Origin of the sequence: Catenovulum adriaticum, assembly GCF_026725475.1 — a bacterium.
In the GTDB taxonomy this organism is placed as follows: domain Bacteria; phylum Pseudomonadota; class Gammaproteobacteria; order Enterobacterales; family Alteromonadaceae; genus Catenovulum; species Catenovulum adriaticum.
In genome coordinates this window covers 2744049-2759461 of sequence record NZ_CP109965.1, presented here as the reverse complement: position 1 = coordinate 2759461, position 15413 = coordinate 2744049, and the positions used below count along the sequence as shown (strand labels likewise).

The following is a 15413-nucleotide window of genomic DNA, read 5'->3' as shown; positions in this document are numbered from 1 at the left end:
AAATGCACTATGCCGAGCTATTTTGCCAAAGTAACTTTTCATTTTTAACCGGCGCATCTCATCCGCAAGAGCTGGTTTTGCAAGCTTCTTTTTTAAATTATAGCGCCTTAGCGATTACAGATGAATGTTCTGTTGCCGGAATTGTCAAAGCGCATACAGCAATCAAGCAACACAAATTAGGCATTAAATTAATTATCGGCAGCTTGTTTAAATTAACCCCAAGTTTTGAATTTATTTTATTGTGCCCAAACCGGCAAGCTTATGCTGAATTATGCCGTATTATTAGTAATGCTCGCAGACGAAGTGAAAAAGGTGAATACCAGCTAGAGCAATGGGATTTAATGTCAGTAAAGCACTGCCTGTGCATTTGGCTGCCTGATAAAAAACCAGAGCAACAAGCAGAAAATGAAAACCGAGCACGTTGGCTACTACAATATCATTCATCACGACTTTGGATTGGCTGTCAACGACATTTAGTTCACGATGAAAAATATAGCCTTCAATACAGTTCCGCTTTAGCGGAGCGCTGGAATATCCCTGTAGTGGCGTGTGGTGGCGTATTAATGCATACCGCAAACCGCCTGCCTTTACAGCACACATTAACGTCAATTAAGCGACTTGTTCCGGTTGAACAGTTAGGGCATCAATTGCTGTCTAACTCAGAGCGTTGCTTACGTTCACTCAATAAGCTGGAAAAGTTATACCCATCAGATTGGCTTGCTGAATCAGTAAAAATAGCCGAACTTTGCCAGTTTAATTTATCTGAACTGAGCTATGAATACCCTACTGAATTAGTACCTTCTGGGTATTCACCAATGGCGTATTTAAAAAGCTTGGTTGAACAAGGCTGTAAAAGGCGTTTTCCGATGGGGGTGAGCGAATCAATTCAAGAGACAATTAATAAAGAGTTAGAGCTGATAGCAACACTTAACTATCCTTATTATTTTTTAACCATTCATGATGTTGTTAAATTTGCTCAGCAAAAAGGCATTTTATATCAAGGACGAGGCTCGGCCGCCAACTCAATAGTTTGTTATTGCCTTGAAATTACGTCGGTCGATCCTCGTCAGATATCGGTTTTATTTGAACGTTTTATTAGTAAAGAACGTAATGAACCGCCGGATATTGATGTTGATTTTGAACACGAAAGGCGCGAAGAAGTGATCCAATATATTTATCAAAAATATGGACGAAAACGGACAGCTATCGCCGCGACTGTTATTACTTTTAGACTTAAAAGTGCAATTAGAGAGGTGGGAAAAGCTTTATCGATTGAAACGGCACAACTTGAGTTTTTTATTAAAAATATTAACCGGCGAACTAAACAAGTTAGCTGGCAAAGCCAAATAATTGAACTTGGTTTACAGCCAGATTCAAACAAAGGACGCCAGTTTATTGAATTGGTTGAGGCTATTTTGGGTTTTCCGCGTCATTTATCTCAACATGTAGGGGGCTTTGTTATATCTGCCGGACCCTTGTATGAATTAGTCCCTGTTGAAAATGCTTCAATGGCAGAACGTACTGTTATTCAGTGGGATAAAGACGATTTAGAATCTTTGGGTTTATTAAAAGTTGATATATTGGCTCTGGGCATGCTCACTGCAATTCAAAAATCTTTTACTTTGATTAAAGCGCATTACGGCCAGCAGTTAAGCATTGCGGACATAACTCGAATGCAAGATGATAAACAGGTTTATCAAATGATTCAAAAAGCGGACACTGTGGGCGTGTTTCAAATTGAATCGCGCGCGCAAATGAGCATGTTACCTAGGCTTAAACCTAAAACTTATTATGACTTGGTGATTCAAATCGCTATCGTGCGTCCTGGCCCTATTCAGGGTGATATGGTGCACCCGTTTTTAAAGCGCCGAGATGGACATGAAAAAATAGAATATCCATCACCAGACGTTAAAGCTGTATTAGAACGCACCTTAGGTGTACCAATTTTTCAGGAGCAGGTTATTAAACTGGCTATGGTCGCAGCAGGTTTTAGTGGTGGCGAAGCAGACCATTTAAGACGAGCTATGGCCAGTTGGAAAAAAACTGGTGAGCTTTTGCAATTTAAACACAAATTGATTGATGGCATGCTTGCTCGTGGTTACCAACAAGCTTTTGCTGAACGAATATTTGAGCAAATCTGTGGTTTTGGCGAATATGGTTTTCCTGAAAGCCATTCGGCTTCATTTGCCGTTTTAGCTTATGTTTCGGCTTGGCTTAAGTATTATTATCCTGCCATATTTTATACCGCGTTATTAAATAGCTTGCCTATGGGGTTTTATAGCGCATCACAATTGGTGCAAGATGCTAAACGCCATCAAATTAATATTTTGCCAGTGTGTCTGAATGCTTCACAGGCAGAGCATAGTCTGGAATCTGAGCATAACAAGCTGGCAATTCGTTTAGGACTAAATAAAATAAAAGGGCTGTCAGCGACAGCGATTAAAACCTTGTTATCAAACCGACCAGCATCTGGTTACCAAACTTTGGCTCATCTTAAACAGCTTGAAATCAACCATAAAGATCTCCAACAACTTGCGAGCGCTAATGCTTTAAATTGTTTATCTGGTAATCGTTATCAAAGCCGGTGGGCGCTTATGAATCAGGATGATAACTTGCCTTTATTCGCCCAGGTCAACGAGCGTAACCATTTTGCTATTACGCCTTCTGAATTGGATGACTTAACAGAAGATTATGCCGCTACAGGTTTAACATTAGCAAAACACCCAATTCAATTATTAGATGAAGCAGGCTTGCTTAAACCTTTTACTCGTATGCAAGCACTTACTAATAAACCACATCAATCTTTAGTGACTGTGGTTGGCGTAGTAACAGGTAAGCAAGCACCAGGCACAGCGGGTGGGGTTACTTTTATTACCTTAGAGGATGACACAGGCAATATTAACTTGGTAGTGTGGGCTGGTACCGCCAATGCTCAAAAGAAAATTTTTATGAGCGCAAAAATTTTAATGGTGAAGGGGATTGTTGAGAAAGAAGGTGAAGTACTACATGTGATCGCGGGTAAATTAATTGATATGACGGATACTTTGTCTAAGTTACAAACTGAATCTAGGGAATTTCGTTAATGTTAATATAGAGCGTTTCATTAATATTAAGCCGACATCTTAAGAGATAGTAAAGTGACGACATTCAAAAACCTAATAAGCAAACATGACAGCTCCGGTTAAAGCTGTCATGTTCGCCAAGTTGATTAACTCATATGATAAATGCTGAGTGCAATCGCTAAAAACCACATAAATAAATTAACTTGTTTCCATTGGCCTGTAAGTACTTTAATCGCGACATAAGAAATAATACCAAGCGTAATACCGTGTGCGATCGAAAAAGTAAATGGCATTGCAATGACGGTTAAAAACGCAGGCACAGACTCATCAATTTTAAGCCAGTCTACATCTTTGGCACCAAGCATCATTAACGCACCCACAACAATTAAAGCCGGAGCTGTGGCTAGTGCAGGTACTGCAATAAAAATAGGCGTTAAAAATAGAGAGACTAAAAATAATAGGCCAACCACTATTGCTGTCATGCCGCTACGCCCGCCAGATTGAATCCCTGATGCTGACTCAACATAGGTAGTTACAGTGCTGGTGCCTAACAATGAACCAGCTGTTGTACCAACAGCATCGGCCATAAAAGCTTTTTCAGCGCCCGGTAATTCACCTTTTTTATCGAGTAAGCCAGCCGCTCGGCCAGTGCCAATTAAAGTACCTGCGGTATCAAATATATCTACAAATAAAAACGCGATTACTACCGTTAAAAACGCCCCAGTAAATACTTGGCTAAAATCAACGGCTAATAAAGTTTCTTTTGGGAAGCTAGGGATTGTTAAAAATTTATCTGGCGCGTCTGCTAAGCCCGTTACCCACGCAATAAGCGTTAATGCAATAATGCTGATAAGCAGTGCTGCCTTATAACCTTTGTGCATTAAAGCGGCGGTTAAAATAATGCCAAACAATGACAACAAAACAGCAGGATTATGCAAATCACCCATGGTGACAAACGTGGCTGCATGATCAACGGTTAAACCTGCGTTTTTAAAGCCAATAATAGATAAAAATAAACCTATGCCCACCATAGTCGCTATTTTTAATGTACTGGGAATTGCATTGATCATTTTTGAACGGAAACTAGTGGCGGCCAGCGCAATAAAAATTAAACCTTCAACAAAAACAGCAGCAAGTGCAACTTGCCAACTCACTCCCATACCTTGCACAACACCAAAAGTAAAATAAGCGTTTAATCCCATACCTGGGGCAAGTGCAAATGGAAATTTAGCATAAGCCCCCATTATCAAGCAGGCCACACCAGCAGCCATTGCAGTGGCAACCGCTACATCTTGTGCAGGCATACCACTAATACTAAGGAGTTGAGGGTTAATGAACAAAATATACGCCATGGTTAAAAATGTAGTAACCCCAGCTCTAATCTCAGTTGAAAGATTGGTATTTAGTTTTTCAAAATTAAAATAGTGAGCGATTTGCTCCATAACTTAACCTTTATAAATTAATATAGGGCGTGCCCTAGTTTGATCTTAAATGTTTCAGATATATTAAAGCGTTAATATAGACTATAATTGTGCCATTTAAACAACCCAAATGGTCTACTTATTTTATGCCAAAGAAATATTATATTGGTGCAGACGAATTATTGCACGACTCATTTAAGCTTGGTTTAGAAGTTTTTAAAAGCGACTTTAAACCTGACTACATTGTTGCAGTATGGCGAGGCGGTACCCCAGTAGGTATCGCTTTACAAGAAATCTTGCATGTTTGTGGTGTTACTGCCGATCATATTGCAATTAGAACCTCGTCATATGAAGGCATAGAGCAACGTGGACGCGAAGTGAGAGTACACGGATTAGACTATTTAGTAAAAACAATTAATGCCGAAGACTCGCTATTAATTGTCGATGATGTGTTTGATACAGGGCTAAGTGTGAAAGCCATTTTAGATGAATTAAAGCGAAAATGCCGCCGAAATACGCCTGAAGACATTCGTATTGCAACGCCTTGGTTTAAGCCAGAAAATAATAAAACGGCATTAACGCCTCATTATTTTTTGCATAAATCAGATCAGTGGTTAGTGTTTCCACATGAATTTGACGGTTTAACGCATGATGAAATCGTTGAAAATAAACCTGCCATTAAAAAGCTATTTGATGAGTACGGTATTTAACATTCAATCACAGTAAAGCAACTCTTGAACGGGTTGCTTTATGTTTTTTGGTGATTCGCTATTTTTACACTTCTCTATTTTGTTTTTAACCAATATCAGTTATTTATTCTTCTATTTTAGTCTTGTGATACTTTTATGAGAATTTAAGTATTTTGCTAGGACATCTTTGTTCCAAACTAAGCTCACTGAATATTTTTGTGAACCCATAAAGGAACCAAGACAATGAAATTGACTAATACATTTAAAAAATCTTTTATCGCACTTTCAACTACCTCTATTTTAATGACAGGCGCTGCTGTATCGGCAGAACTAGACATCAAATTTGTTAATACCACTCAGGGAATGGCACTGACCCCTATTTTGGTAGCTGCTCATGATGCTAATACTGCGTTGTTTCGAGTTGGGGAAACGGCTTCTGCAGCACTAGAAACTATGGCTGAAGGTGGCGATATTAGCCCATTAAAAACAGAGTTAGAGGCTGTGGGGGCTGTTAGTTTAGATTTAACTTCAGCTCCAACGCTAGCAGGCACAACTCATATGGGGAGTTTGGATACAGGTACAAATATGTATTTGTCTTTAACTGCTATGTTATTGCCAACTAATGATGGCTTTGTGGGTTTAGATAGTTGGAAAATTCCTTCACAAGCTGGCACTTATACGTTGATGCTAAATGCTTATGATGCAGGAACAGAAGTGAATAACGAATTAATTGTTCCAGGTGCTGCTGATGAGCTTGGTATACCTGGAAACCCAACTGGTATGGGCGGCGTTAACGGCAGTGGTGCAAGTTCAAGTGAAGGTAATGCTAATATTCATATCCATCCGGGTAATCTAGGCGATACTAATGCAGAAGGTGGTTTTTCTGATGTAGATAGCCGTGTTCATCGTTGGTTGAACCCTGTTGCCAAATTAGTTATTACGGTTAAATAAGAGGGCACTAAGATGAATATTATCAATCATAAATTAGCTCGAAATCCGTTAAAACTGTTGGGCGCAGCAATACTTGTCACTGGCGTTTCTGCCTGTGACATTGATTTAGATGGTGATCATTCACCGGATAAACCGCAGCAGAAAATGTTTGAAGTCACTTTAACTAATTTAACTCAAAGCCAGCCATTTTCACCGCCTGCTTTAGTTTTACATTCACAAAATGAAATGCTTTGGCATTTAGGTGAACCTGCTTCTGTTGAGCTTGAAATGCTAGCCGAAGGAGGCAATGCCCAGCCATTAGCTGATTTAGCCGTTATTAACAAAAGCCATGTTAAAGATACGCCCGTTGGCCCTGCTGGTTCAGTCAGCTGGACATTTGAACTTGAATATCACTCTGATAATACTTTGAGTTTGGCCACTATGTTAGTAAATACGAATGATGCTTTTACTGGACTAACTGGGGTTAACATTGCTGCATTTGAGATAGGAGAAACGCACGAAAAGTGGGTACCTGCTTACGATTCAGGTACTGAATATAATGATGAATCTGCTATTCCTGGGCCAGCGGCGGTGACAGCCTCCGGTTTTGACGCTTCGCGTAATACAGATGTAAATCGGGTTTATATGCACTCCGGCGTGTTAACTATGCATGAGCTTAGTAGCTCTGTACTTTCACCTGAACATAAATTTGATAATCCGGTGGCTAAAATAATCATAAAACGTATGCAATAAAAAGTACTTACGCCCGCTCTTATATAGATAAACCCTTTGGCAAAGCCATTTTACAACGGATAAGGGCGGGTGGCATGAGTGCAAAAATATTACTGGTGGAAGATAATCAAGATATCTCGAATATTATTTCGATTAATCTATCAATATTAGATCATAAAATTGATGCGTTTGATGATGGTTCTCAAGCTTACAAGCGATTAAACCAAGGTTATGATCTAGCCATTTTAGATATTATGTTACCGGGAACCGACGGTTTAAAACTTTGCAAAAGATTAAGGCAGTTGCAGCCAGAAATTCCGATTATTATGTTAACGGCCAAAAGTAGTGAATTAGATATAGTAACTGGTTTAGAAAACGGTGCGGACGATTATTTAACTAAACCTTTTTCAGTATTAGAGCTACAAGCCCGAGTTAAAGCGCATTTACGGCGCGCTCACGCTAATACTCAGCAGCATAACCAAGTTAAAACCGTATTAACTTTTAACGAATTATCAATTGACCCTAATTTATTTCAAGCGACTGTATCTGGGCAATTAATTGACACAACTGCAAAAGAGTTTGAGTTACTCTATTTTTTGGCAAGCCAAGTTAAGCGTGTATTTACCCGAGAGCAACTGTTAGCAGACATTTGGGGTGTGCAACACCAAGGCTGTGCGCATACCGTTAATTCCACTATGAATCGTTTAAGAGCTAAATTAGAGCCAGATCCAGCTAATCCCATATGGCTAAAAACCGTTTGGGGTATTGGCTACAAATTTAGCGGGTAAAACCTAATTAAGAGCAAGTTAACTTGCTATATAGGAAAATGCTATGTTTCGTTCACTATCTAACCAATTAACGTTTATTGTTGGTAGTTTATTTTTAATATCAGCGATTGCGTTAACTCAGTGGTATTTTTATAGCAGTGAACGTTTTGCTCATGAAGTTGAACAAAAGTTGCATCGCCAATTAGCAGAGCACATAGTGCATGATGATATTAATTTGAACCAAGGCATAATCGACTCTACTCATTTAGAGCATGCCTTTCACACTAAAATGCTATTAGGCTCTGGATGGGAGTTTTATGCGCTTGATCCTCATGGTCAGGTATTAGCTTATTCTGCGCCCGCGGGAGTCGTTAAATTGAGCTCAGTTGATCTAGCTCCGATTAAACAGCTTATATCTGGTAATAATTTGCCCGTGTATGGCGATGATCCACGAAACCCTCAGCTTCAAAAAATATTTTCAGCGGCTGAAATACATAATCAACAAGGGGAAGTGACAGGGTATTTATATGTCATTATTGGCGGTCAAAAATTAGATACTTTGGTCGCTAAATTAGAGTCCAGCCAAGTACTTAAAGATAACTTATTACTGCTAGCATTTACGCTGGTTTTTGCCTTATTAGTGATGGGGTTTATTGTTAAAACAATTACTAAACCTATCGTTAAACTAAATAAACGAACGCAAGCTTATGTTAATCAGGATTTTGAAAATTTAAAAACAGATCAACAGCCATTATGTGCAGCTAAAGAAATACAAGATTTGGAGCAAAGTTTTATCTTAGCAGCGCAACATATTAAATCTCAGCTTTCAAAAATTAAAACCACAGATGAATTAAGACGTGAGCTTTTATCGCACATATCACACGATTTTAATACACCATTAGCTGGCTTAAGTGGCTATTTAGAAACCTGGCTAATTAGCCCTGACGCTCAACGAAGCGATGAACTTATTAAAATGGCACTCAAAAATGCAAACCAAATGAATCATCTGGTTGAGCAATTGTTTGAGTTATCCCGTTTGAAAAACGGAGACATTCAATTTACGCCTGAACCCGTTAATGTTGTTGAATTAACTTATGATGTTATCCAACGTTTAAAGCTACAAGCAGAGCAACAAGGAGTTAGTTTACAAGTTGAAAGTGAGCATTCTGGGCTGACTGTTTATGCTGATATTGGCAAGTTAGAGCGAATTTTAGTGAACTTAATTGATAATGCTATTCGACACACAGAGCAAGCTGGGCAAGTTAAAATTAAAATTCAGGATAAACAAGATAAAGTGGGTTTGAGCGTTGAAGACACCGGAAAAGGGATTCCAGAAGCAGAGTTAAAGCGAATCTTTGAGCCTAAATTTCAAGCCAGCAATAGCGAAAAAACAGTTCAAAACCATGGTTTAGGGCTAGCTATTGTTCAGCATTTATTAAAAATGCATCACAGTGAAATAAAAGTCAGTAGCCAAACTAATATAGGCAGTCAGTTTAGATTTGAGCTGCCAGTCGGAATGAGGTGACCATTCAATGACTTACCCTAAATCGCCATAATAACTTTGTAATAAGGCGATTGCCGATAAGCCTGCTGTTTCCGTTCGCAAAACGCGAGGGCCCATTAATACATCAATAAAGTGGTGCTCTCGCGCTTGATTGATTTCATCATCACTTAATCCACCTTCAGGGCCAATTAATAATTGAACTTGTGATGAGGGCAGGGTGAGGCCAGAAATACCATGTTTAGCATAAGGGTGTAAATTAACACGAACGCCATCAAAGCTTTGATTAAGCCAACTAGACAGTTGAATAACAGGGTTCACTTTAGGAACAAAAGCCCGGCCAGATTGTTCACAAGCTGAAATCGCTATTTTTTGCCATTGCTCTACTTTTTTAGCCATTCGTTCAGCATTGAGTTTAACACCACAGCGCTCACTAATAAGAGGGGTGATTTCAGTGACACCTAATTCGACTGATTTTTGAATAGTAAAATCCATCCGGTCACCTCGTGAAATAACTTGTCCAAGGTGAAGTTTAAGCGATGATTCGCTTTCATTGGGTGTCTTATCGTGCAAGGTCACACTAACTTGTTTTTTGCTTATTTGAGATATTTCAGCCGAATAATCATAACCATCACCATTAAAAATACTGACTTTTTGGCCTATTTGAGCTCGTAATACTCTGGCTAAATGGTTACTGGCATCTGCTGATAAGTTGATGTCAGTTTGAGGTGTTAAAGTATCTGGATGGTAAATTCTGCTAATTCTCATAATGTTGTTGCTGCTTTATTTTGGTGGATCAATTTGATTGTTTATTGAGTTATTAACTCTAAACCAGCCGGCTATGCTAAAGCGAGTTTTATCTGCGGGTAGCACTTCATGGGGAAATTCTTCACTTAAAAATATGACCATTCGACCTAGCTCTGGACTCACTCGTTTAATTTCTTGCATTTGGTTAATTGGATCGTAGATCACTAACTCTCCACCAAATTCACTTTGCCAGTTTGGGTTTAGATAATAAACGGTCGATAAAACTCTGTTGGTATTACCTTTAAATGAATCTAAGTGTTTTTTGTAAAAATCACCGGGTTGATATTGTGCAAAATGGCTTTCATAGCTAAATAACCCTAACAACAATTGACGATTAAGCATAATACGCAGGTTTTCCATGTGGCTTAACCATGCTTTTTCAACTGTACTTTGGCTTGCCTCAATCCATTTTACTTGATCGCGACGAACAAAGTTATTAACCGTTTGCTGTTGCTCTCGTCCAACCCCTGCGGTTTGCAGATCGGTGCGTGGTAGCTCGATTACATGTTTAACTAACGCGGTTTCAAGCTCAATTGGTAGTGCATGCTCAATGATAGCGTAGCCTTGAGTGCGCAAGTCATCAGCGAGTGCTAGGTAGTTGGTTTGTTCAAAAAAGCTATTTGCAGTGAGTTGCATTCAGGTGTCATTTACAAAGGTATTAGTGAGCGCATTGTATGCGTAAGTTGGGCGATACACCACAAAAAATAATGCTCAATTTATTAATAATTGAGCATTAAATACTTGATAAAAGCTTAGGGTTTGTTGATGTTTAGTTAGAACCCTTTGGGCAGCGTTTGTTTGGCATTTCTACTGTGTTGTCCCACACGGATGTGGGGTAAAGTGGCTTTGCAGGAGCGTAAAGTCTTTATAACTCATTTATGTAGCCCACTACACGTCAATCGCTATGCCTTGTATAAACACTAAACACACTGCTGAAAAATTGTACCCAAAAGATAAATATACCTAGGCTAATGCTTGAAACGCTTTGCCAGCAGCTTCAATAGTGGCATCTATATCGGCTTGTGTATGCGCGGTAGATGTAAACCCTGCTTCAAAAGCAGATGGAGCTAAATATACACCTTGCTCTAACATTAGATGATAGAATTTTCTGAATTTTTCAGCATCGCATTGGGTTGCTTGTTGAAAATTTTCTACTTTACTCGCGTCAGTGAAAAAGAAACCAAACATACCGCCGATTTGGTTTGTCGTTAAACTCACGCCGGCTTTTTTAGCTTGAGTAGTAAAACCTTCACAAAGCTGTTTAGCTTGTGTGGTAATGGTTTGGTAAATTTCATCTGCGTTATTTTTTAACAACGTTAATGCGGCAATACCCGCTGCCATTGCGATAGGATTTCCAGACAAGGTACCCGCTTGATAAACTGGACCGGTTGGCGCTATATGGCTCATTATTTCAGCTTTACCACCGAATGCTCCAACAGGCATACCGCCGCCAATTACTTTACCTAAAGTGGTTAAATCAGGTGTAATATCATAATAAGCTTGCACACCGCCTAAAGCGACTCTAAAACCTGTCATCACTTCGTCAAAAATAAGAACCGCGCCGTTTTGGTCACAAATATCTCGCAAGCCTTGTAAAAAACCTTCACTAGGTGGAATACAATTCATATTTCCGGCAACTGGTTCAACAATAATACAGGCTATATCATCACCGAATTCCGTAAACATCTGTTTGACTGAGTCTAAATTATTAAATTCGGCGGTTAGTGTATGTTTAGCAAAATCTTCTGGGATACCTGGCGAGTTAGGTACACCTAACGTGAGTGCACCTGACCCCGCTTTTACTAATAAGCTATCAGCGTGCCCGTGATAGCAACCTTCAAATTTTAATAATTTGTCACGTCCGGTAAAACCTCGGGCTAATCTAATTGCGGTCATGGTGGCTTCTGTTCCTGAGTTCACCATGCGCACACTTTCCATACTCGGCACTATCGACTTTACAAGCTCTGCCATTTGAGTTTCGGCTGCAGTGGGCGCGCCATAGCTTAAACCTTTGTCTACTGCATCGTGCACGGCTGCTCGAATATCAGGATGATTATGACCTAAAATCATAGGTCCCCAAGAACCAACGTAATCAATGTAACGTTTGCCATCGACATCAAATAAGTAAGCGCCATTAGCTCGTTCAATAAAAACAGGGTCACCGCCGACGCCATTGAATGCACGGACAGGTGAGTTAACGCCACCTGGAATATGAAGTTGGGCTTGTTTAAATAATTCTGTTGATTTTGACATAGTTAAATTACCGTCTCGCTTTTGTTACTGTACCAATGTACTGACTTGTCGTATTTTGTAATGATATCTTGTACCCCTAAGGTTGTTGCAAATAGCGCCATTCTTACTAGAACGCCATTATCGGCTTGTCTAAAAATAGCTAAATTAGGGTTTAAATTAAGATCATTATCTAACTCGTTTGCATCTGCTCTGGAGTCACGTGGTAATGGATGCATAATAACCGTATTCGATTTGCAATGTTGGGTATAAATGGCTTGGTTTAACCTAAATCTTCCACGGTATAAATTGGCTTCTTCAGAGGAGGCAAACCTTTCTTCTTGAATTCGGGTTTGATAAACAATATCTGCGTCTAAATGGCCTTCTAGTTGCTCAGTAATAACACATTGGTGTCCAGCGTTTTCAACTAAGGCGATGATTTCAGCCGGCATGCTAAGTTCTTTAGGTGAGATAAGGGTTAGTTTTAAATTTTTATATAAACTTAATAATTTAGATAACGAGTGAACTGTTCTACCATGCTTTAAGTCGCCCACCATAGCGATATGCATTCCGTCTATACCAGCTTGGTGAGCATGGCGTTCTTTTTGAATGGTATATAAATCAAGTAAAGCTTGGGTTGGATGCTCGTTAGCGCCATCGCCCCCGTTTATTACCGGGACTCGGCTACCCATAGCAAACTCGGCCACTGATCCTGCATCAGGATGGCGCATTGCAATTACATCGCTATAACTACTTAATACGCGAGCTGTATCGTATAAAGATTCACCCTTAGCTAACGCAGATGAACTTAAGCCTGTTGTTTCTCGGACATGGCCGCCTAATAAATTAAAGGCTGTCCCAAAGCTAACACGGGTTCGAGTGCTAGGCTCAAAAAATAAGTTACCCAATATGGCGCCATCTAATACAGCGGTGCGTTTTTCGCGGTGGGCATAAGGCTGCATGATGTCAGCAATCCTAAATAAATATTCAATGCTTTCGCGATCAAATTGTTTGACCGAGAGAATATTTGAACCTTCAAATTTGAACATGGGTAACACCTATTCGTTAAAATAATGATGAACTTTAAAATGGTTTTACAACAGCTAAGATAATAATCGCAAATAGTAAAATAACTGGAAATTCATTAAACCAGCGATAAAAAGTGGCGCTGCGTTTGTTTTTGTCGTGCTTAAAACCGGCTAATAATTTAAAGCAATATGCGTGGTAAATATATAAAATGAAAACCAAACTTAATTTGGCATGTAACCAACCGCTTTGCTTAAACCACTCTGTTGGGTACTGAGCAATTAACGCTATACCTAAGATTGTGGTTAAAATGGCAAATGGGGTAATAAAAAATAATAGGCGTCGTTCCATTACTTTCAATTGCTGATGCACGGCATTTTCTTTACTTTGTGTATGATAAATTAAAAGTCTTGGAAAATAAAAAATACCGGCAAACCAAGAAACCATAAAGGCAATATGGAAAGCTTTAAGCCAAAGTAATAACATTATTCAAACTCCTTAAAATGTCCGTTTGTGAGTCTTAAACGAAGTTGATGCCAGCTGAGTACGCCAATAATATTATCTAGCTCTTCTTCAAAAATATAGACAGAGCCTTGACGTTTTTGCTGTAAAATTTCATAAGGTTCGGCCAGCGTATACCTTGATTCAACACCTTGAAGTTCTTCTAACCGATAAGGAACTGCATTATTCGGATCGAGCGATACATCATAGCTAACCCGCATAAATGCACAGCCATCTTGGTTTTGCTGTTTTAAAATGACAGGGTGTTTACCGGCTCTGTCTAATGCATTTTTAATCGTTTCTTCATCATCTGTTGTCACTAAGATAAATTGCTTATCCATAGCAGCTTGAACCCCAGTTTTTTGTAAAATGTCATATGTTGGCGGGATATGATAATCGAGTTTTTGTAATTCAAGTTGGAGTAAAAATAAAGAACGGTTTCTAAACAACTGATAAGAGATAACATAAGCTGACACAACCACTACCATAGCAGGTGCTATCACTTCAGGATTATAAGTCATTTCAAGTGCTGTTACTAAAGCCGCTAACGGGGCATTTAAACAAGCCGCCATTAACGCAGCTAAGCCTAATACACCATAGGTATCAGAGTATTCACCTATGTTACCGATAAAGATTGAAGCTATTAATGCCAGCAAAGTGCCAACCATCATCCCCAAGCCTAATATTGGCCCTATAATACCACCGGGCACACCTAAGCCTATAGCAAATAAGGTTAATGCCGCTTTAGCAATAAAAATAGTCATTAATAATTGAGCGTTATCTATATTCGCTTGAGCCACATAAATAGCGCCTAACCCAGTCCCTAAAGCTTGGGGAACTAAATAACCAATAATTGCAGTGATAAGGGCAGCTAATAATAGCCGAACTAGCATATTTACACTTCTAAATGAGCGAATTATTTCTAATAACTGTCGATTAAAAGCGAATGACAAGCAACCAATTAACAAGCCCATAAAGACTAAATAGGGATAGTGTTGAATGCCTAATACGTTAATTTCTAATCCACCTAAGTCATGGGCATGCCCAAAAACTAAGCGGTTAGCGAGGGCACCAGTAACAGATGCCAACATCACAGGCACGAAAATATGGGTTTTGTATTCTCTGAGTACAACTTCCATAACGAAAATAACAGCTGCCAGTGGGGTATTAAACGAAGCTGAAATAGCAGCAGCCATACCGCATGCAGATAAAGTTCTGACCGAGTTGTAAGGAAGTTTAAGCCAAGCCGCAAAATAGCTGGCAGCGCCAGCCCCTAAATGAACTGCCGGACCTTCTCGACCAACAGAAAAACCACTGCCCATTGCCATTATGCCACCAAAAAATTGATTTATGGTGTTACGAATTGGCATCATCCCGTAGAATATTTTTAGCCGGTAAATGACGAATGGAATCCCTAGACGAAAATGTTTAAACTGGGTGAATATACCGACAAGTGCAATAATGCCCGCGCCAATAAAAGGTAAGATAAATCGAATGTGGGGCTCTAGGCTGGTGAAGTCATCCGGAACGTCAAGGTATAACATTTGAATGTTATCCAGACACCAACGGAATAGAATGATAAAAGCAGAAGCACATAGACCTGCTAGCAATCCTAAAATACTCAATTGAATTGAAATTTTTGGATAAGCGAGTTGGGCTCTGAGTCGTTTTAGGTGTTTTTCTATAGGCATCAAAGGCTAATCATTGTCATAAATTAAAACCATGTGTTCACGCTTTAATTAGTGTAT

At 39.3% G+C, this 15413-nt stretch carries 13 protein-coding genes; 6 read left to right on the top strand and 7 right to left on the bottom strand.

The window, feature by feature from the left end; genetic code table 11:
- Positions 1–2: 2 nt before the first annotated feature.
- Positions 3–3083: an error-prone DNA polymerase gene (locus tag OLW01_RS12120; protein WP_268076229.1), complete on the top strand. Its 3081-nt coding sequence runs from the start codon at positions 3–5 to the stop codon at positions 3081–3083.
- A 125-nt stretch (positions 3084–3208) separates the two neighbouring features.
- On the opposite strand, the gene OLW01_RS12115 is transcribed toward OLW01_RS12120, so the two are convergent.
- Entirely contained in the window at positions 3209–4504 is a 1296-nt protein-coding gene (locus tag OLW01_RS12115; RefSeq protein ID WP_268074179.1) for an NCS2 family permease, read from the bottom strand.
- A 125-nt stretch (positions 4505–4629) separates the two neighbouring features.
- On the opposite strand from OLW01_RS12115, the gene OLW01_RS12110 reads away from it, so the two are divergent.
- The 5 genes from OLW01_RS12110 to OLW01_RS12090 all read left to right on the top strand — a co-directional run bounded on the left by OLW01_RS12110 (position 4630) and on the right by OLW01_RS12090 (position 9126).
- A complete protein-coding gene (locus tag OLW01_RS12110; protein WP_268074178.1) occupies positions 4630–5193 on the top strand; it encodes a phosphoribosyltransferase in 564 nt (187 codons plus the stop codon).
- A 222-nt stretch (positions 5194–5415) separates the two neighbouring features.
- Positions 5416–6123, top strand: coding sequence for a spondin domain-containing protein (locus OLW01_RS12105; RefSeq protein WP_428980162.1), 708 nt, complete (start codon positions 5416–5418; stop codon positions 6121–6123).
- Positions 6124–6135: 12 nt separating this feature from the next.
- Positions 6136–6855, top strand: coding sequence for a spondin domain-containing protein (locus tag OLW01_RS12100; RefSeq protein WP_268074177.1), 720 nt, complete (start codon positions 6136–6138; stop codon positions 6853–6855).
- A gap of 74 nt (positions 6856–6929) precedes the next feature.
- Positions 6930–7622, top strand: a complete 693-nt coding sequence (locus OLW01_RS12095; protein ID WP_268074176.1) for a response regulator transcription factor — start codon at positions 6930–6932, stop codon at positions 7620–7622.
- Between the two features lie 43 nt (positions 7623–7665).
- Entirely contained in the window at positions 7666–9126 is a 1461-nt protein-coding gene (locus OLW01_RS12090; RefSeq protein ID WP_268074175.1) for a sensor histidine kinase, read from the top strand.
- Positions 9127–9138: 12 nt separating this feature from the next.
- Here the strand turns inward: OLW01_RS12090 and rsmE are convergent, their stop codons facing one another.
- From rsmE to OLW01_RS12060, 6 genes are all read right to left on the bottom strand, one after another.
- Positions 9139–9870: a 16S rRNA (uracil(1498)-N(3))-methyltransferase gene (gene rsmE, locus OLW01_RS12085; protein ID WP_268074174.1), complete on the bottom strand. Its 732-nt coding sequence runs from the start codon at positions 9868–9870 to the stop codon at positions 9139–9141.
- A gap of 15 nt (positions 9871–9885) precedes the next feature.
- Positions 9886–10545, bottom strand: coding sequence for a 2OG-Fe(II) oxygenase (locus tag OLW01_RS12080; protein WP_268074173.1), 660 nt, complete (start codon positions 10543–10545; stop codon positions 9886–9888).
- Between the two features lie 327 nt (positions 10546–10872).
- Complete coding sequence (gene hemL / locus OLW01_RS12075) at positions 10873–12162, bottom strand: glutamate-1-semialdehyde 2,1-aminomutase (RefSeq protein WP_268074172.1); 1290 nt, start codon at positions 12160–12162, stop codon at positions 10873–10875.
- A gap of 2 nt (positions 12163–12164) precedes the next feature.
- Positions 12165–13187: an aspartate carbamoyltransferase gene (locus OLW01_RS12070; RefSeq protein ID WP_268074171.1), complete on the bottom strand. Its 1023-nt coding sequence runs from the start codon at positions 13185–13187 to the stop codon at positions 12165–12167.
- A 34-nt stretch (positions 13188–13221) separates the two neighbouring features.
- Complete coding sequence (locus OLW01_RS12065; protein ID WP_428980188.1) at positions 13222–13653, bottom strand: CopD family protein; 432 nt, start codon at positions 13651–13653, stop codon at positions 13222–13224.
- Positions 13650–15356, bottom strand: coding sequence for a chloride channel protein (locus OLW01_RS12060; RefSeq protein ID WP_268074169.1), 1707 nt, complete (start codon positions 15354–15356; stop codon positions 13650–13652). The genes OLW01_RS12065 and OLW01_RS12060 overlap by 4 nt, the downstream gene beginning before the upstream one ends.
- Positions 15357–15413: the final 57 nt, after the last annotated feature.